Annotated in this window: 15 protein-coding genes; 10 read left to right on the top strand and 5 right to left on the bottom strand. The window is 64.7% G+C overall.

Annotated features, from left to right (window positions below; all coding sequences use genetic code 11):
- Positions 1–54 precede the first annotated feature (54 nt).
- Together recJ and ABGT83_RS12535 are read right to left on the bottom strand one after the other, a co-directional pair.
- The gene (recJ, locus tag ABGT83_RS12540) at positions 55–3393 is read right to left on the bottom strand and encodes a single-stranded-DNA-specific exonuclease RecJ (protein WP_346687899.1); all 3339 of its coding nucleotides are present in this window, start codon (positions 3391–3393) and stop codon (positions 55–57) included.
- A 139-nt stretch (positions 3394–3532) separates the two neighbouring features.
- On the bottom strand, positions 3533–5035 hold the full coding sequence (locus tag ABGT83_RS12535; protein ID WP_346687898.1) for a helix-turn-helix transcriptional regulator: 1503 nt from the start codon (positions 5033–5035) through the stop codon (positions 3533–3535).
- 254 nt (positions 5036–5289) lie between these two features.
- Here ABGT83_RS12535 and ABGT83_RS12530 point away from each other — a divergent pair, with 254 nt between their 5' ends.
- From ABGT83_RS12530 to ABGT83_RS12500, 7 genes are all read left to right on the top strand, one after another.
- The gene (locus tag ABGT83_RS12530) at positions 5290–7710 is read left to right on the top strand and encodes a DMSO/selenate family reductase complex A subunit (protein ID WP_346687897.1); all 2421 of its coding nucleotides are present in this window, start codon (positions 5290–5292) and stop codon (positions 7708–7710) included.
- 3 nt (positions 7711–7713) lie between these two features.
- Positions 7714–8331 (top strand): DMSO/selenate family reductase complex B subunit, encoded by a 618-nt coding sequence (locus tag ABGT83_RS12525; protein ID WP_346687895.1) that lies wholly within the window; start codon positions 7714–7716, stop codon positions 8329–8331.
- Position 8332: 1 nt separating this feature from the next.
- The gene (locus ABGT83_RS12520) at positions 8333–9181 is read left to right on the top strand and encodes a dimethyl sulfoxide reductase anchor subunit family protein (protein ID WP_346687893.1); all 849 of its coding nucleotides are present in this window, start codon (positions 8333–8335) and stop codon (positions 9179–9181) included.
- A 122-nt stretch (positions 9182–9303) separates the two neighbouring features.
- Positions 9304–10200, top strand: coding sequence for a dimethyl sulfoxide reductase anchor subunit family protein (locus ABGT83_RS12515; protein ID WP_346687892.1), 897 nt, complete (start codon positions 9304–9306; stop codon positions 10198–10200).
- 118 nt (positions 10201–10318) lie between these two features.
- Positions 10319–11692 carry a DUF2130 domain-containing protein gene (locus tag ABGT83_RS12510; protein ID WP_103263877.1) on the top strand — a complete coding sequence of 458 codons (1374 nt, stop codon included), beginning with the start codon at positions 10319–10321 and terminating at the stop codon, positions 11690–11692.
- A complete protein-coding gene (locus ABGT83_RS12505; RefSeq protein ID WP_346687890.1) occupies positions 11689–12918 on the top strand; it encodes an MFS transporter in 1230 nt (409 codons plus the stop codon). Before ABGT83_RS12510 ends, ABGT83_RS12505 begins: the two co-directional genes overlap by 4 nt.
- Before the next feature lie 194 nt (positions 12919–13112).
- Entirely contained in the window at positions 13113–13541 is a 429-nt protein-coding gene (locus ABGT83_RS12500) for a TOBE domain-containing protein (RefSeq protein WP_103263875.1), read from the top strand.
- Between the two features lie 253 nt (positions 13542–13794).
- Here ABGT83_RS12500 and ABGT83_RS12495 read toward each other — a convergent pair whose 3' ends face one another.
- The gene (locus ABGT83_RS12495; protein WP_346687888.1) at positions 13795–16260 is read right to left on the bottom strand and encodes a ribonucleoside triphosphate reductase; all 2466 of its coding nucleotides are present in this window, start codon (positions 16258–16260) and stop codon (positions 13795–13797) included.
- A 698-nt stretch (positions 16261–16958) separates the two neighbouring features.
- Here ABGT83_RS12495 and ABGT83_RS12490 point away from each other — a divergent pair.
- The 3 genes from ABGT83_RS12490 to ABGT83_RS12480 all read left to right on the top strand — a co-directional run bounded on the left by ABGT83_RS12490 (position 16959) and on the right by ABGT83_RS12480 (position 19684).
- Positions 16959–17513, top strand: coding sequence for a pyridoxamine 5'-phosphate oxidase family protein (locus ABGT83_RS12490; RefSeq protein ID WP_346687887.1), 555 nt, complete (start codon positions 16959–16961; stop codon positions 17511–17513).
- A 2-nt stretch (positions 17514–17515) separates the two neighbouring features.
- Positions 17516–18217: an anaerobic ribonucleoside-triphosphate reductase activating protein gene (locus ABGT83_RS12485; RefSeq protein ID WP_346687885.1), complete on the top strand. Its 702-nt coding sequence runs from the start codon at positions 17516–17518 to the stop codon at positions 18215–18217.
- Positions 18218–18412: 195 nt separating this feature from the next.
- Complete coding sequence (locus ABGT83_RS12480; RefSeq protein WP_346687883.1) at positions 18413–19684, top strand: glycoside hydrolase family 3 protein; 1272 nt, start codon at positions 18413–18415, stop codon at positions 19682–19684.
- A 1-nt stretch (position 19685) separates the two neighbouring features.
- Here the strand turns inward: ABGT83_RS12480 and ABGT83_RS12475 are convergent, their stop codons facing one another.
- Both ABGT83_RS12475 and ABGT83_RS12470 read right to left on the bottom strand, forming a co-directional pair.
- A complete protein-coding gene (locus tag ABGT83_RS12475) occupies positions 19686–21041 on the bottom strand; it encodes an MFS transporter (RefSeq protein ID WP_239926189.1) in 1356 nt (451 codons plus the stop codon).
- 324 nt (positions 21042–21365) lie between these two features.
- Positions 21366–22043 (bottom strand): TetR/AcrR family transcriptional regulator, encoded by a 678-nt coding sequence (locus ABGT83_RS12470; RefSeq protein ID WP_346687882.1) that lies wholly within the window; start codon positions 22041–22043, stop codon positions 21366–21368.
- Positions 22044–22346 lie beyond the last annotated feature (303 nt).

Raw genomic sequence — 22346 nt, 5'->3', positions numbered from 1 at the left:
TTCGCTCCGCCGGTGAACGGCCGATTGGGCGTTCGACCTCGATGCGAACCCCGCTTAGGCTTCGCTTGGCAGGATCGGCCGGGAAACCCGTCTATGCAGGCTATCAGAATCGCTCTTCATCGCCCAGTCCCTGAAGGCGTGGAATATCGCACGCTCCCCTAAACCTTCACGGTAGCGTACACTATCCGTCAATTCAACTTTGGCGTTCGTCTCCACCACGTGGATGGAACGAGCCAGGCCGCCTTCGCCGAACGCGGTGCGCGTCTCGATGAGCCCGAGCTCGCGGAACACCGCCACGCCGCACGCCGCCGAAGCCGGGCTGACCGGAAAGGCATCGGTACTGGCGGCATCCGCTACATCGGCGTTGCTCATCGCGAAGAAGGCGGTCGAGCTGTCGCGCTGGATGGCGCGCAGTGCGCGGTACACCTGCGCGAGGCAGTCATGATCGGGGGTCATATCGCGCAGGATGCGCTCGTTGATGCCGGCATCGGCGCGGCCGAACAGCAGATGGATGACGGCGTCTTGCCCGTCGCGTCCGGCGCGGCCGCTCATCTGGTTGAACTCGATCTCGTTGAACGGCAGGTGATACAGCACGACGTGACGGATGTTCGGGATGTCCACCCCTTCGCCAAAGGCCGATGTCGCCACGAGCACCGACAGCGCATCCGTGCGGAACAGTTCTTCGATACGCTTGCGCTCCTCGCGAGAAAGGCCTGCGTTATAGAATCCGACGAGCGGTGCAAGCTGCGGCACCCGCTTGCGCAGAGCACGAGCGACGGCCACCGACTGCTCGCGCGAATTCACGTAGACCACCGTCTTGCCGCCCGATGCGACGAGGCTTGCCAGATAGGTTTCGCGGTTGCGTAGATTGCGCTGGTCGTCCACCTGGAGGTTCGGGCGGTTCGAAGGGTCGTACACGCAAGCATCGATAGGCAGCTCGCGCTTGATGGCCGCAGCTACTTCGTCATCGGCCGTGGCCGTGAGAGCAAGCACCGTCGGCGACGGATCGCCCAGCCGAGCGATCGAGGAGCCGATGGCGGCGTAGGCGACGCGCTGCCCTGCCTTCGCCATACCCACATGATGAGCTTCATCGACCACGACGAAGCCCACGCGCCCCGTGCATGTGAACTCATCGGCATGCCATGCCAAAAACTCCGGCGTGGTAAGCGCGATGTCGTAGGTTCCGTCAGCCAATCCCTTGAACGCTTGACGGCGTTCGTCGGGCGTGCTCTCCCCGGTGAGGGCGACGACCCCTATACCGAAAGCGTCAAGCGCTTCGCGCAGATGGAATGCCTGGTCGGCAATGAGCGCACGCAGCGGATACACGAACAGGCTCGCCTCTTTACGAGCGAGGGCCCGCATGGCCGCATGCACGTGAAACGTGAGCGACTTGCCGCGCCCCGTTGCCATGACGCCCAGGACGGAACGGCCTTCGCGCAGATGCTCGAGGATGGCGCGCTGCGCCTCATGCAGGGGTTTTTCGCCGATGATGGCGCACACGATCTCCTCCGCGAGGCCCTCGGGATCCTCCGAGGCGCGCTGCTCCCAGAGCGCGCGGTTCTTTTCGCGCTCGGCCTCGTAGGCTTCCACATCCTCGGGGCGCGGCGGCGTGGTGGCGCATAGCTCGGCGTCGCTTGTGGCGTACAAATCGGCGACAAAGCTGAGATTCTCGGGATTGAGGCACGCCTCAAGGGCCGCGCACGTGCGCGCCGGCGCGATCGATTGCAGCATAGCCTTGACCGAACGGCGTCCGCGCCACTCGTCGATCTGCACTTCGAACGCCGCGTTGACCACGCTGTCGGTATGCATGAGCGATTCGATATCCGAGCAGTGGAACATGATGCCCGCCACCGTTGTCCGCCCGTCTGCAAGCACGCACGAGAAGTGGTTCTTCTCCGCGCCCACTGCGCGGCAGTTGACAAGCGTCACGTCGCGTGCAAGGTACACCGGCACGAGGTGCTCCTGCCCGAACGGCGCAAGCGCATCAAGCATGGCCACGTTATCGAGCGTGAGCTCGTCGAGATCAACGCACGCATCGATCTCGACGAGCGGATGGAACGCGTCCTCAGGAAGCTTATCCATAGAAGCGATGAGGCGGCGCTCGAACTCGGGAAGGTTTTCGGCCGGCAAGGTGACGCCCACGGCCGCCTCGTGGCCGCCGAAGCGCGTGAGCAGATCCGACGCCTCTTCCACAGCCTTGAACAGATTCACCTGGCCGACGCTGCGACCGCTCCCGCGCGCCTCGTCGCCGTCAATGGTGAACAGGAGGGCCGGCACGCCGTACGTGTTCACCAGACGGCTCGCCACGATGCCCTTCACTCCTTCGTGCCAGCTCTCGCCCGACACGACGAGCGCCCGCTGACCATGATACACCTCAGCGGCTTGCGCCTTGGCGATCTCCGAAAGCTCGGCCTCGATGGCACGGCGTCTATCGTTCACCTCTTCAAGACGGGCAGCTAGCTGATTTGCCTCTTCGAAATTGTCGGTGAGCAGCAAATCGAGCGCGAGTTGCGCGTCTCCCATGCGTCCGGCAGCGTTCAACCGCGGGATGACGGAGAAGCTGAGGTTCGTGGCGCTGAGCGGTTTATCGGCCGCGCCCGCCGTGCCGAGCAGCGCCGCAATGCACGGGCGGGGCGCGCGGTTCATGCGCATGATGCCGTCCGCAACGAGCGCGCGATTCTCACCGCGCATAGGCATCAGGTCGGCCACCGTGCCAAGGGTGGCGAAGTCGGTGTAATCGCGCCATGCATGCGGTTGTCCGAACCGGCCCCCGAGCGCCTGCACAAGTTTGAGGGCAACGCCCACGCCGGCCAGGATGGCGCTCTCGCAGCCGCTGCCGCACTTCGGATCAGCCACGGGCACGTCCTCAGGCACGAGATCGGCCGGCTCGTGATGGTCGGTGATAGCCACGCCGATGCCGGCCTCCACAAGCGCCGCGGCTTCAGCCTTGCAGGCGATGCCGCAGTCCACCGTCACGACGAAACCGGGATCGAGCGTGCGCAGGCGCGCGATGGAAGCCTCCGTAATTCCGTAGCCTTCCTCGAAGCGCCGCGGGATGAACGGCGTCGCCTTCGCGCCGAACGCACGCAGGCCGCGCGTAAGCACGGTGGTGGCCGAAATGCCGTCCAGATCGAAGTCGCCGAATACGATGATATGCTCGTCGCGCCTCATAGCTGCCTCGAGCGCATCGGCAACCGCTCCCAAGCCCGGAATCGAATAGGGGTCGAGCCAATCGCGGTCGAGCGAGGGGGCAAGGAAACGCCGCGCTGCTGCGGGATCGGCGAATCCGCGCGCAACAAGCGTCGCCGCCACGAACCGGGGAAGGCTGAGTTCGGTCTGAAGCCGCGCGACGGAAGCCGGATCGGCCGCTTTGATGTTGAACTGGGCTGACATGAACGCTCGTACCTCGCATGCGTGAATTCGAATAGTCTGTGCGCTATTGTCCCACAATCGCCGTACAGTGTCACCGCCAAAGGCCCAACGGCTCTTGCGTCGCGCTGCTGCCGTTTGCCAAACGGCTCGGCGTGCAGCGCTACATCTGATCGACGAGGACGAGCAGCTCCTGCTTCTTGTGGATGTCGAGCTTCGCGTAGATGCGCTTCGAGTGCGTGCGCATGGTGTTCTCGGATATGAACAGCATCTCGGCGATGGCCGGGCCCGAATAGCCGCGCACGATCAGCTCCATGACTTCGGCCTCGCGGCTGGACAGGCCGTACAGCTCGCTCAGGCGCCTGCAACGCTTCGACACGCGGTCGACCGGCTGCGGCGCGGCGGACGCATCGGAGGACGACTCTCCGGCATCGCGGGCGCGCACCGCCTGCGTCACGGCGATCTCGGCCGACGTCTCCTTCTGCGGCGCCTTCGGCGTGAGCATGAGGAACTCGAGGCGGTTCGTGTGGAGCTTGCCCACCTTGCGCCCCACCAGCGCGATGAGCAGCATCACGTACAGCGCCACGAGCGCCACAAACGACAGCTGCTCCACGCCGAGCACTGCCGCGCTGCCCGACGCGTAGCCCACCAGGTAGCCGCACATCTGCATGAAGTAGGTGATGGTGCCGTAGAATGCGAATACGAGCACCGGGTTGATGCCGCTGTCGCGCGAGATCTGACCGCAGTGCATCATCATGAGCACGCAGGCCAGCATGAAGCACGCGTACGTCACGCCGCTTCCCACCGTGGTGAACGCGGATCCCGCGAACGGCAGCACGATGAGGCAGGTCGCCGCGATGGGAAACAGCACACGGAACACGCTCATGAGGTCCACGTGGATGGTGTGCCGCCGCCACGTCGCGTAGAACACGGATACCACGGCCAGCAGCGCGAACATCGAGAAGATGTTGATGGTGCTGAGCAGTTCCTGGTGCGTAACCGCGATGAACCGAATGGCGCCCGAGCAGAACCCGAGCGCGCCCACCGACAGCGCAGGCAGGAAGCTCTCGCGCAGCGCGTTTCGGTACACCACCGCGTGCTCGCGCGGGACGTCGTCGAACATGGGCTGCTGCGCATCCGTCTCGCGCGCGGCGATCCACAGGCACAGCCCGGCCAGCGGCACGAGCACAAGCGGGATGAGGTAGGCGGTGAGCGCTGTGGGGATGAAGCACAGGAAGAAGTACAGCAGCGCCGAGAACCCGGTGCCCTTGATGAGCGCAAGGTTGCCCCGCGCGCTGTCGAGCGAGGCGAACACGCGCTGCCAGCTCATGAGGTAGCCAGCCGACCCCACGCCGACGAGCACCGCCGCGCCCACCACCAGCACGAGCGCGAGCGATTCCAGGTACATGGCGCCCACCAGCATGAGAGGTCCGAACGCAAGGGGCGCCGAGAACGCCAGAACGTGCGCGCCGCGCGCAAGTCCGGGCCGCGCCCACGTGAGGGCCATGGCCGCGCAGAACGCCAGCCAGAACGCGGCGATCTGCACCGTGTAGAATACGATGGTGGTGAGCGACGTCTGGCAGAACGCGGGCAGGTAGGGGTAGATGCCGCCCCAGATGGACGTTGCATTGATGGACAGAAACGTCGCGTACCCGAAGCTTGGCACATCCGGTTTCAATGCTGATGGAGCACGCATCTGCGAGAGTCCCCCTCTGTATCACCGTAGCGTCATTTTACCAGACGCGTTGAAGGCAGCCTGCGGACAGGGGGACAAGGCAACGCTTTTGAACTGGGAAAATAGAAATATCACAACATTCTGGTGACAACAGGTCACGCGACGAGCGCCTATAGTCCTACCGCAGACAAGAGGCCGCGCCACCGCACGAGCGGCCTTGCACGAAACGAGAATGGAGGGGTTGCATGCCTACAGATCGCACCACGCTGACCCGCCGCACGTTCGTCGCATCGACCGGAGCGCTGGGAGCGCTGGCCGCCTGCGGCACCGCGGCAAGCGCGCTGTACGCGCCGACGTCGCGAGCGTTCGGCGACGAGAGCGGCGATGGCGAAAGCATCGTATGGACGCACTGCCATGTCAACTGTGGAGGGGCCTGCGTGCTGCAGTGCCACGTGCAGGACGGCGAGTTGAAGTACGTGGAATCGGACAACACCGGCGACGCGTCGTTCGGTGCCGTGGAGGCGCGCGCCTGCCTGCGCGGACGCTCCATCCGCCCGTGGCTGGGCAGCGCGGACCGCCTGAACTATCCCATGAAGCGCGTCGAGGGAACGAAGCGTGGCGATGGCCAGTACGAGCGCATCAGCTGGGACGAGGCGCTCGACACCATCGCCAGCGAGTTCAAACGCATCACCGAGAAGTACGGCAACGAAAGCGTGTTCATCCAGGAATGTTCGGGCGTGGAGCAGAACATCATGATGAACAATCCGTTCTTCCGCCTGTTCAACCTGCTTGGCGGCGAGGTGACCCGCTACGGCAGCTACTCGAGCGCCGCCATCAGCTTCGGTGCCATCCCCTACACCTACGGCACGTCGTGGGGCAACCGCTCGCTCAAGACCATCCAGGAAGGCGAGCTGGTGGTGCTGTTTGGCTTCGCGCCCAACGACATGCGCATGGCCGGCGACGGACCGGGCTACGACTTGAACGTGGTACGCGAGACGAAGAACGCCCGCGTCATCGTCATCGACCCGCGCCGCAACGAGACGTGCACGAACCAGGGCGCCGAATGGATCCCCATCGTGCCGGGCACCGACGCGGCGCTCGTGGCGGGCATCGCGCACGAACTGATCTCGCAGGACCTCGTGGACCTCGACTTCCTGCACACGTACTGCGTGGGCTTCGACGAGGAGAGCATGCCCGAGGACGCGCGCGGCAAGCATCTGTCGTACCGCGACTACATCATGGGCACCGGCTACGATCAGGTGGAGAAGACGCCCGCATGGGCCGCTTCCATCACGAAGATTCCGGCCGAGCGCATCGTGAAGCTGGCGCACGAGATCGCCGAGTCCGACCCGTGCTACATCTGCCAGGGCCTCGGGCCGCAACGCCACACCAACGGCGACAACGCCGCACGCGCCATCATGGTGCTGCCGCAGCTGGTGGGCCAGGTAGGCAAGCCCGGAACCACGTCGGGCGGCACCATCGGCAACGACGACATCGGCCTGTGCTCGCTTCCCACGGGAGACAACCCCATCAAGACGAAGTTCCCGAACTTCCTGTGGCCCGAAGCCATCCGCGACGGCGCGAAGCTCACCGCCACGAACGCCGGCATCCTCAATGCCGACGGCCTCAAGGTGGGCATCAAGTTCCTCGTGAACTACGGCAACAACATGATGGCCAACCAGAACGCCGACATCGGCTTCACCACCGACATCCTGCGCGACGAGAGCCTGTGCGAGTTCATCCTGCAGTACGACGTTGCGTGGACCGCCTCGTGCAACTGGGCCGACATTGTGCTGCCTGACCTCACCCCGCAGGAAACGTACAGCCTGACGGCCGCCGGCGAGAGCAACGACGTGGAGGGCATCCGCTTCGGCCAGCCCCTCTACGAGCCGAAGTTCGAACGCCGCGAAGTGTACGAGGTGTGCGGCGAGCTGGCGCGCCGCCTGGGCGTGTACGACGAGTACTCCGAGGGCGGCATGACGCGCGAGGACTGGTGCCGCAAGCTCTACGACGAACTGCGCGAGGACAAGCCCGAGCTGCCCACGTACGACGAGGGCGTGAAGATGGGCGCGTTCACCTACGACATCGAGCCCTCGACCGAAGTCGACGACTTCATCTTGGATCCCGTGGCGAACCCGCTTGAGACCGCCACCGGCAAGATCCAGATCTATTCCCCTGAGCTCGCCGAGCTCGCCGAGACATGGAAGCTGCAGGACGGCGACGTGATCTCCCCCATCCCCGTGTACTACCCGGGCTTCGACGGGCCCGATGCCGTCACCGACGAGTTCCCGTTCCAGATCGTGGACTTCCACCACAAGGGCACGACGCACTCGACGTACGCCGCCAACGAGGTGCTGCACAGGCTCTCGCCGTTCCAGGCGTGGATCAATCCGATCGACGCCGAACGCCAGGGCATCGCCGACCTCGATCCCGTGCGCCTCGTGAGCGCGCAGGGCGAGATCCGCACCACGGCGAAGGTGACAAACCGCGTGATCCCCGGCGTCATCATGTACCCGCAGGGCGCATGGCACGATGCCGACATGCAGGGCGACCGCGTGGACCATGGCGGGTGCAGCAACACGTTGACGAGTCGCCATTGCTGCCCCGTGTCTAAGGGCACCGGGCAGCACAGCGTGATCGGCACGATCGAGAAGGTGGAGGGGTAAACCATGGCGCAGTACGGATTCTACTTCGACGCGACGCGCTGCACGGGCTGCAAGACATGCGAGGCCGCGTGCCGCGATTATCACGATCTGCCGCTCGAGCTGTCGTACCGGCACGTGTACGAGCTGGAAGGCGGCTCGTGGAGCCAGGCGGCCGACGGCACCTGGACCACGGATTCCTACACCTACTACACCTCGTTCGCATGCAGCCATTGCACGAACCCGGCCTGCACGCACGTGTGCCCCACCGGCGCCATGCACAAGGACGACGACGGCATCGTGTCGGTCGACACGCACCGGTGCATCGGCTGCGGCTACTGCGAGCTGGCTTGCCCCTACGGCAACCCGCACGTCAATCGCGACAAGGGCCACAGCGTGAAGTGCGACGGCTGCGCCGAGCGCGTGGCCGAGGGCAAGGCCCCGGCGTGCGTGGAGGCGTGCTCGATGCGCGCCCTGTCGTTCGGCCCGATGGACAGCCTGCCGAGCGGCGGCGTGCCGGCCGCCGTGGCGCCGCTGCCCGACCCCAGCGTGACCACGCCGAACTTCCTCATCAAAGCCTGCGCCTCGTCGCAGCCGTGCGGCTCCACGTCGTGCGTCGTCGCCAACGCCGCGGAGGTGAAGTAACATGGGATCCGGATTCGAGCACACCGCGCTGGCGGTGTTCACCACCTTAGGCCCGATGGGTGCCGGAGCGTTCATCGCGCTGACGTACGCGTTCATCGCCGGTCAGCCCGACGAGGCCGCCGCGAAGCGCCTCGATCGCTGGACGGCCCTCCCGCTCGCGGTGTTGGCCGTGGGCTTCCTCGGCGCGTTCATGCACCTCGCGAGCCCCCTCAACGCCTTCGGCGTGTTCTCGGGCGTGGGCGCCTCCCCGCTGTCGAACGAGATCCTCGTCGGCGTGACGTTTGCCGTGCTGGCCGTGGTGTACTGGGTGCTAGCGCTTGCCGGTAAGCTGCCGTTCGCGCTGCGCAAGACGTTGCTCGTGGTGCTTGCGGCGCTGGCCGTGGTGTTCGCCGCCTTCTGCGGACTGGCATACATGATGTACACCATCCCCACGTGGAACACGCCACTGTCCATCGTACAGATGGTGGGCTACATGCTGGCGGGCGGCACCGTGCTGGGCTTCTGCACCGTGGGCTTCGCCCAGGTGGGCCTGCCGAAAGGCGCGGGCACCGTGGCGCTCGCGCTGACGCTGGCCGGCGTGGCGGTGGGCACGGTGGGCTTCGGCGTGCAGATCGCAGGGCTCGATGCCATCCGCAACATCTGGTCGTCGGCGGCCGAGCTCGTGCCGGCCATTTGGATGCTGCTGGGCGCGTTCGCGGTGTGCGGCCTCGTCGCCGCCGCGCTGACGTTCGTCGCAACGAAAAAGGCGTTCGCGCCTGCGCTCCTGGTGGTGGCGTGCGTCGTCGTCGCCGCAGGCATCTTCGTGGCGCGCATCGGGTTCTACGGCTTATACATGGGCATCGCGCTGTAGACCTTCGCGCGGCTCAGCAATAGGCATGGGACCGCGACCGAACGGGCGAGCAGGCTCCCCCTGCCCGCCCGTTTTCTTTATACTGGGAGCGGCGAATCGCGTACGGAAAGGAAGCTGCCATCATGGAGACGGCGCTCACCGAGATCACGCTCGTGCTGTTCACGACCATCGCGCCGGCGGGCGTCGTCGGATACTTGATCATGGCCGCTTCCATCATGCGGTCCCGGGATGACGCGCGTGCGAACGCAATCGGGCGTTACCTGGTGGTTCCGCTCGTGCTGGCCATCACGGGCCTCATCGCATCGGCGACGCATCTGGGAACGCCCGCGAACGCGCTGTACGTGATCACGGGCATCGGCCGCTCTCCCCTGTCGAACGAGGTGGTTGCCGCTGTCGTATTCTTGGCGTTGGGCGGCATCTACTGGATCCTGTCGTTTCGCGACGACCTTCGACGCTCTTTCCGCATCGCATGGCTGTCGGCTACAGTGGCGGCGGGCTTGGCGTTCGTGGGATACATTGCAGCGGCGTATTCTGTGCCATCGGTTCCCACGTGGAACTTGCCCACCGCCCCGTTGACGCTGTGGCTGAACGCGCTGTCGAGCGGGCCGTTCGTGGGACTGTTCGGGCTGCTCTTGGCACGTCAAGAGCCGAGCAAGAGCGTGGCCGTGGCGCTGGCGGCGCTGGCCGCGCTTGCCGCCGCGGGAAACGGCGTGGTGCTGGTAACGCAGTGGCAGGAGCTGCCCGGCATCGTGACCACCACCACGCGCGCCGTCGATCTTGTTCCTGCGATGCCGCTGGTCATCGGCGCGTACGTCGCGTTCGAGGCGGTTGCCGTCGCCTTGGGCGGCGCCGGTACCCTCCTTCACGGCATTGGAGCGAGCGACGACCCCTTCGCCGCTGCGCAACGCACGCGCGCGGTGCGGCTGGCGCTGACGGCAACGAGCGCGGTGCTGGCGCTGGCCGCGTGCTTCGCCGTGCGCTTCACGTTCTACGCGCTGCACATGACGCTGGGCATATAGAGAGCGCCCTGCCGACTTCGACAGGATTCCGACGAAAACACCGCCGTCTGTTCCAAACGTGGGACCGCCAAGCATATGCGCATGCGGTAGAATCGTCGAAACACGAGAAGGAGCGAGCATGAACGAGATCAAGTGCCCCCGATGCGGCGAGGCGTTCACCATCGACGAGGCCGGCTTCGCGGCCATCCTCAAGCAGGTGCGTGATGCCGAGTTCGACAAGGAAGTACGTCGCCATGAAGAGCTGCTGGCCGCCGACAAGCGGCAAGCCGTGCAGCTGGCCGTGTCCGAGGCGCTGGGCAAGGCGCACGACGACGCAGCCCAGAAGGAGGCGCGCATCGCCGAGCTGGAGGCGCGCCTCGTTGCCGAGGAGCGCGAGCGCGAGGCGCAGGAACGGCTGGCCCAGGTCGAGCGTGAGCGCGCGCTCGCCGATGCAGCCGCCGCCAAAGACGCGCGCATCGTGGAACTCGAACAGCGGCTTGCCGTGCAGGAGGGCGCGTTCGAAACGGAGAAGCTGCTGGCCGTCGAGCAGGCGCGCGCGGCGCTTGAGCGCGAGCGAGACGAGCTGGCCGCGCAGGTCAAGCTCAAGGAGGCCGAGAAGTGCCAGGCAACGAGCGCCCTCAGGGAGCAGCTGGCGATCGAACTCAAGGCCAAGGACGACATCATCGCCTACAAGGAGGGCGAGATCGAGCGCTACAAGGACATGAAAGCGCGCCTCTCCACCAAACTGGTGGGAGAATCGCTCGAGCAGCACTGCGAAGTCGAGTTCAACAAGCTGCGCGCCACCGCGTTCCCGCATGCGTACTTCGAGAAGGACAACGACGCCTCCGAAGGCAGCAAGGGCGACTTCATCTTTCGCGAGAGCGACGAGAACGGCAACGAGATCGTGTCCATCATGTTCGAGATGAAAAACGAGTCCGACGACTCGTCGCACCGCCACCGGAACGAGGACTTCTTCAAAAAGCTCGATGCCGACCGTACAAAGAAAGGATGCGAGTACGCCGTGCTGGTCACCTTGCTCGAGCCGGAGAGCGAGCTGTACAATCAGGGCATCGTGGACGTGTCGTACCGTTACGAGAAAATGTACGTCGTGCGTCCCCAGTTCTTCATCCCGATCATCTCTATCCTTCGCAACGCCGCGCTGAACTCGATGGCGTACAAGGCCGAGCTCGCCGTCGTGCGCAATCAGAACATCGATATCACGAATTTCGAGGAGTCCATGGAGACGTTCAAGGCGGGCTTCGCGCGCAACTTCGATCTGGCCAGCCGCAAGTTCCAAACGGCTGTAGACGAGATAGACAAGACCATCACGCACCTACAGAAGACGAAAGAGGCGCTGCTGTCCTCCGAGAACAACCTGCGTCTGGCCAACAATAAGGCGCAGGACCTTACCATCAAGCGCCTGACCAGGAAGAACCCCACCATGAAAGCGGCGTTCGAAGCGCTGAGGCAAGGCGAGGATCCGGACGGCATGAGCACGGTGCGGCCCGCATGAGCACGGTCCTCGACGCCGAGCCCTCCGAAGGCTTCGATCCCAAAACCGAGGCCGACCGCACCGATGAGCAGCACAAAGGGCTCAGCTGGCTGCTCATGGCGGGTCATTTGTGCACCGATCTCAATCAGGGGGCGCTCACGGCAGTGTTCCCCTTCTTGGTCGTCTCGAGTGGCTTCTCCTACACCGAAGTCGCGTTCCTCGTGTTCGCATCGAATGCGGTCTCGGCGGTCGTCCAGCCGCTGTTCGGCTGGCTGGGCGACCGCCACGCACGCCCCTGGCTCATGGCGCTCGGCATGTTCTTGGCAGGAGTCGGCCTTGCCGGAGTGGGCATCCTCGAAAGCTATCCGCTCATCATCGCATCCGCCATGCTGAGCGGCCTGGGCGTGGCCATGTTCCATCCTGAGGGAGGCCGTCTGGCAAACCTCGTGGCCGGCGAGCGGAAGGGCTCGGGCATGAGCATCTTCGCCGTGGGTGGCAATCTCGGCTTTGCGGTGGGACCGGTGCTTGCAGTGGCCGGCATCGCCGCATTCGGACTGCCGGGCACGTTCGTGTTCCTGATCCCCGCAACGCTGTGCGCACTCGTGTTCCTGACGCAGAACCGCGTGTTCGCCGGATTCGGCCTGGTTGACAAGCGAGCGGCGGACGGCCCTGGCCAGCGTGATCGATGGGGCTTGTTCGCACTCGTCATGGCCGTGCTCTCGTCCCGCTCCATCATCTACTACGCCCTCACCGCCTATGCGGCGCTGTTCATCGTCGCCGAACTGGGCCAAGCGGAGGCTGTTGGGTCGAGCATGATCACCGTGTTCGCCCTGTTCTCCGCCGTCGCCACGCTGCTCTCGGGACGTATCGCGGGGCGCGTGGGCGTGCTGCGTCTCATGCGGGGCACTTACCTCGTGCTTGCAGCTCTGCTCGTCTGCTTCGCCCTCTGCCGCATACTGCCGCTGTCGGTGCTTCTCCTCGCCCTCATCGGCCTTGCCCAAGCCGTATCCTACCCCTCGACCGTGGCGCTCGGCCAGAGCTTCGTGCCGCAGCATCTCGGAATGGCCTCGGGACTCTCGTTCGGCGTGGTCGTGTGCGTGGGTGGCATGGTTTCCCCCGTTCTGGGAGCTGTAGGCGACGCCGTCGGGCTGACGGCCGCGCTGCTTGTCACCGCCGGACTCGCCCTGCTTGCAGCGGTCCTCAGCGCCCTCGTCGCACGCGTCGCCCCGCAGGCGAGCGTGCGGTGACGGTTCGCTCCGGCAACGCGCTGGCAACCGCGCCGCAACGAAATGGCACGCCAGGCGACGGTTCGGGTCAACCCCTTCCCCCGCTCTCAGCAAACGTCGATACTCTCTCCTAGACGGAGGGCGCCCGGCAAACCGGAAACCCTGAAACCGGGCTCCGGAATATCCGGGCGCCCTCTCGCAAAAGGAGCGGCATCATGTGGATTTCGGCACGCAACCGACTCGAAGGCACCATCACCACCATCGCTGAAGGAGGCGCGAACGGCATTGTGTCCATCGACCTCGGATTCGCAACCGTGAAGGCCGACATCCCCATGGAATCCGTCAACGAACTCATGCTCGAAGAAGGCAAGCGGGTGTTCGCCGTCATCAAGGCTACCGACATCATGATCGCCACCGGCTCTGAGCCCCTCGCAAACCTCTCGGCCCGCAACCAACTGCCCGGCGTCATCACGTATGTCAACAAGAGCCTTGTGAACGGCCATGTCTCGATGCAGCTTCCAAGCGGCGGCATGATGATGGCCTCCATCACGCGCGAGGCCATCGACGAACTCGGACTGGCCGAAGAGGATAACGCGATTGCCATCTTCAGCGAGACCGACGTGATGGTGGGCACGGAGGACTAGCGACCGCTCAACGAACCCCATGCGCCGGTTGCCGTGCCCTTTCGGCGGGAACGCACCCAGCCCTTCTCCGCCTCCGGCCACGGCGGTTCCCAACGAGGGCGGCTCAAAACGCAACGGAACCGGATCAAACGATCCGGTTCCGTTGCGTTTTGAGCGTACAACGTTCTACGGAGACGACGACAAACAACGCCGCACACGGAACATGCTCACCGTGTAAACCATCGTGGCTCTCGGAAGCCCCGACGGTAAGAACCTACGCCGTCGCGCGCACCTTCAATGCACCGATCTTCTGGAAAACGGGGGCAGCGCCGCTCGTGATGTTCACCTCTCCCGATGGAGCAACTTCGAGCAGTGTCGGCGCCTGCATGATGCGGAAGCGCTGCGCGAGCTCCACGTTCTCCTCGGCCAGCAACTCCTCGAAGGAGATGCCAGCCGTCTTCATCTCCGCAGCGGCGAACTTGCAGTTCGGGCACGTGCGCGTGGCCACCAGATACAGCCCGGCAGGCAGCGTGCTCCCCTCAACAATCGAAGGATCGCCAGCAACCGAAGCTACGGCCGAGGCCTCTGCGCTCGGCACCGTCACGTGGGTTCCCGCCTGACCGGCCTGCTCGGCGGCGGCCGTCACCTGCACGCCCGAGCGCGTCAGGTGCGAGTGGCTCAGGTCGTACTCCACGCGATCCGCGAACTCTTGGCTCTTGCCGTCGTTCCAGTTCTTCACCGGGCGGTAATAGCCGGTGATGCGCGAGTACACCTCGGTCTCCTCGTGGCAGCACGGGCACTCGTACACCTCGCCGGCGATGTAGCCGTGGTTCTTGCACACGGAGTACGTGGGCGACATGGTGTAATACGGCAGCTTGTAGTTCTCGGCGATCTTGCGCACGAGCGTGGCCGTGCTCTGCCAGTCGGGCAGCTTCTCGCCCAAGAACGCGTGGAAGACCGTCCCGGACGTGTAGAGCGTCTGCAGCTCGTCCTGCACGTCGAGCGCGCTGAAGATGTCGTCGGTGTAGCCCACCGGCAGGTGCGACGAGTTCGTGTAATACGGCTTGCCCTGGTCGTTTGCCGAGATGATGTCCGGGAACTGCTCCTTGTCGTGCTTGGCGAAGCGGTACGTGGTGCTCTCGGCCGGCGTGGCCTCCAGGTTGTACAGGTCGCCATATTCCTCCTGGTAGTCGGCCAGGCGCTCGCGCATGTGGTTCAGCACGTCCTTCGTGAACGCCTGCGCGGCCTCTTGCGTCATGTCGGCGCGCAGCCACTGCGCGTTCAGGCACGCCTCGTTCATGCCCACCAGCCCGATGGTGCTGAAGTGGTTCTCGAACGTGCCCAGATAGCGCTTCGTGTACGGGTACAGGCCCGCGTCGAGCAGCTTCGTGATAACCTGGCGCTTCGTGTGCAGCGAGCGCGCCGATACGTCCATGAGGTGGTCGAGGCGGCGATAGAAGTCGGCCTCGTCCACCGCCTGGTAGGCGATGCGCGGCATGTTGATGGTCACGACGCCGATGGAGCCCGTGGACTCACCGCTGCCGAAGAACCCGCCGGACTTCTTGCGCAGCTCGCGCAGGTCGAGGCGCAGGCGGCAGCACATGGAGCGCACGTCTGAAGGCTCCATGTCGGAGTTGATGTAGTTCGAGAAGTAGGGCGTTCCGTACTTCGACGTCATCTCGAACAGCAGGCGGTTGTTCTCCGTGTCGCTCCAGTCGAAGTCGTTCGTGATGGAATAGGTGGGGATGGGATACTGGAAGCCGCGGCCGTTCGCATCGCCCTCGATCATGATCTCGATGAACGCCTTGTTCACCATATCCATCTCGCGCTGGCAGTCGCCGTAAGTGAAGTCCATGTCCTTGCCGCCCACGATAGCCGGCTGGTCATGCAGGTCGGCCGGGCACACCCAGTCCAGCGTAATGTTGCTGAACGGAGCCTGCGTGCCCCAGCGGCTGGGTGTGTTCACGCCGAACACGAACGACTCAATGCACTGCTTCGTCTCCTCGTAGGTGAGATCGTCCACCTTCACGAACGGCGCGAGGTACGTGTCGAAGCTGCTGAAAGCCTGTGCGCCAGCCCATTCGTTCTGCATGATGCCCAGGAAGTTCACCATCTGGTTACACAGCGAGGACAGATGGCTGGCCGGCTTCGAGGTGATCTTGCCCGGCACGCCGCCCAGGCCCTCCTGGATGAGCTGCTTCAGCGACCAACCGGCGCAGTAGCCCGTCAGCATGGACAGGTCGTGCAGGTGGATGTCGGCATTACGGTGGGCCTTCGCCACCTCATCGTCGTAGATTTCCGAAAGCCAGTAGTTGGCCGTGATGGCACCGGAGTTTGAGAGTATCAGCCCGCCCACGGAGTACGTGACCGTGGAGTTCTCCTTCACGCGCCAGTCCTCCACCTTGACGTACTGGTCGACGAGGTCCTTGTAGTCGAGCAGCGTGGCGCCCGCGTTGCGTACCTTCTCGCGCTGCTTGCGATAGAGGATATACGCCTTCGCCACGTCGGCGTATCCGGCAGTGGAGAGCACCTCCTCCACGCTGTCCTGCACATCCTCGACGGTGATGACGCCATCCTTGATGCGGGGCTCGAAGTGCGCAGTGACGTTGAGGGCCAGAAGGTCAATGGTCGACGGATGGTACTGTTTCTCCAGCGCGTCGAACGCCTTGGCGATGGCGGCCGATATCTTGGCGATGTCGAATTCCGCAATCGTGCCGTCGCGCTTCTGAACCTCGTACATGCTTGCTCCTTTTTTCTTGCTGCTGCGTGTTCTTCAATCGGCCGATCGCATGCGGTAAGGCGCTCGCGGACGCCGATGAAGGCGGGCGATCAGTCGGGAATCGGTGCCTCACACCCTACCAGCGTCGTCATGCCTCGTCAATGTCTGTCACCCATATGTTGAAGATGGGAATTGCCGAACCAACTAGATATGGTATATTTTCCCATCAGGGGTTTTCCAGGGGGTTGAAGCGAGTCCTTCGAAAGGCGACCTGCGAGAATAGAACAGACCGCACGCGCGTCCCGGTTGCGGGACGCGAAAAACAACCACCTGCGACTATCCGTTTCTCGTGGAATTCGGTCGACGGGCAGATGCTCGGCGCGCGGCAGGTGGATGGGCACTTGAGTGCGGCCAGCGGATAAGCGTTCGCGCAGGGCTAGCGAAAGACGCTCGACGCGCGATGGAAGGTCGGCAGCCGACGGGAGGTTCGGCACGCTCCGAAGGTCGGTGCGCGATGGAGGGTTCGGCACGATCGGGCAAAGCAGCGTGACAACCCCGCTCGCCATTGCCCGCCCGCTTCCGGCGGACTATGATGGAGCCGGCGCAGCCTACGAATCGCGACCGACTGATGGGGAGCCGCCCTGGATTACGCCCTCCGCTCCCGGCACGCCCTCGGTGCCCTCCGCCTGTTTGCCTCTCAACCAGGGAAAGGACTTGCTATGAACCATCTTTCCATGCGGCGTTCCGATCGTGCCATTCCTCGCGAGGATACGCTCGCTGTGCTCGATGCCGCCGCATTCGCCACCGTCGCAACCGTCGATGCGGACGGCATGCCCTACGGCGTGCCGCTGTCCTACGCACGACAAGGCGACATCTTGTATTTCCATGCCGCGAACGAAGGCGGCCTCAAAGCCGACTGCTTCCGCCGCGACGCGCGCGCTTGCGCGACGGCGGTCGTCGACGTCGAAGCGTTCTTCGAGAACGGCGACTTCTCTACAAGCTATCGCTCGGCCATCGCGTTCGGCCGCATGCGCCCGGTAGACGATCCTATCGAGTTCAAACATGCGCTCGTGAACCTCTGCATGAAGTATCTGCCTGCGCACAAGCATGCTATCGGAAAAGCGATGGAGATCGAAGGCCCGCACACGGCCGTGTGGGCGCTCGACATCGAAAAGCTCTCGGGCAAGGCGAACCCGTTTCCTGCGGGCGAGGACACAGCCACACGTGCGAGCACGATCGAAAACGCGGGCGCGAACACGACGGGGGCGAGGTAGCTATGCGCGTCGCCGGCCTACAGAAGCTCACGCTGCTCGACTTTCCCGGACGCACAGCGGCCACCGTGTTCACGCCGACCTGCAACTTCCGGTGCCCGTTCTGTCACAACGCCGACCTCGTGACCGACTGCGACCAGGTGCACGATGTGCTCGTCGAGGAGGTGCTCGGCTTTCTGCGCAAACGCCAAGGGCTGCTCGACGGCGTGTGCATAACGGGCGGCGAACCTCTCATGCAACCGGAACTCGCCGATTTCTGCGCAGAAGTGCGCAAGCTTGGTTACGCCGTGAAGCTGGACACCAACGGCAGCTTCCCCGACCGGTTGCGCGCGCTATTGGACGCGGGCCTCGTAGACTACGTAGCCATGGATGCGAAGAACGCACCCGCGCGCTATGCCGAGACGGCCGGCGTCGCAGGGCTCGACCTGGCCGACGTGCGCGCATCGGCAGACTTACTTATGGGCGGCGACGTGCCGTTCGAGTTCCGCACCACGGTCGTACGTGAACTGCACACGGCAGACGACCTGCACGCCCTCGCACGGTGGATCGAAGGCGCTCCGGCATGGTTTCTGCAAAGCTATCTCGATGCGGAAGGCGTGCTGGCCGGCCCTGGCCGTTTCCATGCTTGGAATCCTGACGAGCTGCGCGCGCTCCTGCCCGAGCTTCGGGCGTTCGTGCCGCGCGTTGCAGTACGAGGGGCGGACTGACGCGGACATTTACCGCGAAGCGAGCCCTGCTTTCGCGCTCCGCAATGCATGCCAAGCCTCCCGTACACCTCCACGACGCGGAGGAGAACTATCGGCCCTCAACTTTCGCATGAAGCAAGCCAAAGCGCGCGGAGGCAACCCCCAGCGGCCCCTATACTGGTTCGCGCTCGCATGCCAGCTGCGAAGGAGGGGTCGATGTACGGCCTGATAGCACAAGGGAAAGTACCGAGGACGCTCGCCGTGACGACACTGGCGCTGACCGCGCTTATCCTGCTCGCCGGGTGCGTTGCGTCAGCGACGAATGAGGACTCCGAACCCGCAACCGAGTTCGACAACGTGGAGGACCCGCACCAGCCTCAGCCTCCCTCGACCGTTCCCGCACCGGCAGCGCCCAAGCCCGCGCTCACGCTCGACGAACGCGCTGCCGAGAAAGCGGCCGCGCTCACGCTCGAGCAGAAGGTCGCTCAGCTATTCGTGGTCACGCCCGAAGCCATAACCGAAGTGGGCACCGCCACGCAGGCGGGCGAGGCCACCAAGGAGGCGCTTGCCGCTTACCCGGTGGGCGGCCTCGTCTACTTCAAGAAGAACCTGCTCTCGGCCGATCAGACGCGCGAGATGATCGCGAACTCCCAGACCTATGCGCAAGATGCATGCGGGCTGCCGTTGCTCGTGGGCGTCGACGAAGAGGGCGGCACGGTGAGCCGCATCGGCGGAAACCCCGGTTTCGCCATCCCCAACGTGGGCAACATGGCCGACGTGGGCGCGACGAACGATCCGACGCAGGCTCAAGCGGTGGCCCAAACCATCGGCGGCTACCTGTGCGACCTGGGCTTCAACCTGAACTTCGCGCCCGATTCCGACATCTGCGGCAACCCGGCCACCGATGTCATGGCGCTTCGCTCGTTCGGAACCGACCCCGCGCTCGTGAGCGACATGGTGTCCGCGCAGGTAAAGGGCTTCGCGAACGCGGGCGTGCTCTGCTGCGCCAAGCACTTCCCCGGCATCGGCGGCATGACGGGCGACAGCCACGAGGGCGCCATCGTCACCCAGAATACGCTCGACGAGCTGCGCATAGGGGAGCTCGCGCCCTTCGAAGCAGCCATCGAGGCCGATGTGCCGATGGTCATGGTGGGCCACCTCACCGCCCCGAACGCGTTCGGCAACGACGTGCCCGCCTCGCTCAACCCCGCGGCCGTCACCGACCTCCTGCGCGGGGAGCTGGGCTTTCAAGGCCTCGTCATCACCGACTCGCTCTCCATGGGCGCAGTCGGCGACTTCTGCACGCCCGACCAGGCGGGGGTCATGGCGCTTCTGGCCGGCGCGGACCTCGTGCTCATGCCGGAGGACTTCGCCTCCGCCTATCGGGGAGTGCTCGACGCCGTGTGCGCGGGCACGCTCTCCGAGGACCGCATCGACCAGTCGGTCATGCGCATCGTGAAGGCGAAGCTCGCGCTGGACGAGAGCTGAGCTAGCGCATCCGTGCCTGCACGGACTCGACGGCCACCGGAAGCTCGACAGCCTCCGAAGGCTCGACGGCCACCGGAAGCGCTCCCGACTCAGAAACCTCAACGGCATCGACCGCCGTCCCTTCCGCCGTCAATCCACGCTTGAGCACGCGGTTCGTGAGCGCCGCGATGACGAGCGCGGCCGCGGCCGTGCCCAGCGCCACCGGCACCAGGTTGCCCCGAAGCGCGTCAAACAGCCCTCCGTACACCAGCTGCCCCACCGGCTGCGCGCAGTTCGCCAAGGACATGGCCAGCGCGATCACCTTCCCCACCAGGTGCGCGGGCGTTTCCAGCTGGATGAACGAGATGCCCTGGATGCTGAACATGGTAGCGCAGGCCATGCAGACGAACAGGCTTGCCACCAGCACCCCGTAGGCGACGAGCGGGTCCAACGGAGCGCCCAGCACCACGGCGATGGGCAGAAGCGCAACGGCCGCCACGAACAGGAACACGGGCGCTTGGCGCAAGGTCAGGCGCTTCGCCAGCACGCCTACCAGAATGCCGCCGGTCAGACCGCCAAGCGCGAGCGCGCCTTCCGCGAAGCCCATGAACTGGTTCGGCAACCCGAGTATCTGCGTCACGGTGACCGGCGCGCCGATGATGATGAACGCCGACAGCGTCAGGTTGATGCCCGCCACCAGCAGGATGGTCTTGAGGATGACCGGCCGCTCGCCACGCAGGAAGGCGAAGCTCTCGGCGATGTCGCCCGCCACCATGCGCAGGACGCCCTGGCTACGCTCGGCGCGCTGGAAGGGGATGCGCACCACGCACACGATGAGCACGGCCGACACGGCGAAGGCCGCTCCCGCCACCGCCACCACCGGCTCGATGCCGAACAGCCCGAACACGAGCCCGCCTATCACGGGGCCCACCAAACCCGACAGCGCGCTGATCTGGCTCACGATGGCCGTGGCGCGCACGATGCCCTCGCGCGGCGCCACGAAGGGTACCGCCGCCTGCACCGTGGGCTGGTACACGCTCTGCGCGGCGTACAGCACGATGAGCGCGCAAATGCACATGCCCACGAGGTCGATCACGCCGTCGAGCGCGAGGAACGCCGCGCACGTGAGCGCGAGCAACGTGTCGAGCACGGCCATGATGCGCCGCTTGTTCACGCGGTCGGCTGCCACGCCCCCGATGGGCGTGAGCACGAGGTACGGCAGCCACGCCGCCGCGGAAACCGCCCCCATGAGCGCAGCTGATCCCGTCACGTTCAGCACGTAGAGCGGCAGCGCGAACCGCAGCACCGCATCGCCGAACAGCGAGGCGATCTGCACGATCACGATCGAGACGAACGACCGGTTCAAGAGCTTGTCCACAGGTTCTTCCTTTCTCTTTCATACCTACGGTTGGTATGTATCTTGGCTAAAAAAGATGCTGCGTCGAGGCAGCGATCCGACGATGACGAGGGACACGCGGCAGCGCACCACGGTGTGCAGCGGCGCGCAACGGCCGCGCGATAGGAAACTTCTCAATTCCGCACCTGCTTTTTCAGTACAAATGTTTCACATGAAACATCGAGGAGCGGACGAGATGCACCTGCGCTCGGGCGACGAGGCGCCACCGTAGCAGAGACGCACGACGCAACCGCAGCCGAAAAACAGAGCGCCGCAACCACCACGGCCGATCCAGCACTCAAACAATCATGCGCGCTCCCCCTTCTTCTGCAGATTACGCTCGTAGCCGTCGCGGAACTCCTCGAGCATGCCGGCGATGCGACCGGGCTGCACGTCGAGGCCCATGAGGTGCAGCAGCTCCACGTAGTAGTCCATGCGACGGCGCATCTGCTCGGCGTCGGTCATGCGGAACGCGGGGCTCACCCACAGGTTCGCCAGCATGAGGATGACCTCGGCCATCTCCTGCGGATATTCAGTTCGGATGGTGCCGTCGGCCATACCCTCGCGGATGATGGGCTCCACGAACTGCGGCGCAACCTCGTTGATGATCGATTGGTACTGCATGCCCAAAAAGCGGCTGTTGCGCACCGGGTCGGGCGCGATGGCCACCTCGGCGCTCAGGGGCAGCTGCGGGCCATCCATCGAGGCCTCGAACAGCGCCTGCATCTTCTCGAGGCCGGTCATGCGCGGATCGTCGCGGATCTGCACGAGCAGACGCATAAGCGGTTCGCTTTCGCGGTCGATAGCGGCGTTGAGGATGTCCTCCTTCGATTTGAAGTGGTGGTACACCGCCCCCTTCGTCACGTCGAGCTGGTCGACGATGTCTTGGATGGTGGTGTGCTCGTAACCCTTCTCCATGAACAGGCGCATAGCCGCGTCGAGAATGCGGTTCACCGTCTCCTCGGGATACTTGTTGCGAGCCATGGGCGCTCCTTCTCACGTTAATAGACCGCTGGTTGATAAAGCATCCGACTGCGCTCATGCCGCGTCAACCTGCGCACTCGACTCGCGTGCCCGCCGCATGCGCGGCCCGTTCGCAACCTGCGCCTGGACCTGTCCTTCGTCTACGTGCTTTTGCCGCGCGTTCGACTCGCTCTCCTGCCTCTGAGCAAGATCGCGGACACCTTACGTACATACCAACGGTATGTATCTTACGCCATAACTCTAGCAGGAGCAAGCGCGACGTACCGGTTACGGTTATGTGCGATACTTGGATGACAGCATCGA

Source organism: Enteroscipio rubneri (genome assembly GCF_963929405.1).
In the GTDB taxonomy this organism is placed as follows: domain Bacteria; phylum Actinomycetota; class Coriobacteriia; order Coriobacteriales; family Eggerthellaceae; genus Enteroscipio; species Enteroscipio rubneri.
Note: the sequence above shows the minus strand (reverse complement) of the source record. Positions and strands in the feature narration are given on the sequence as shown.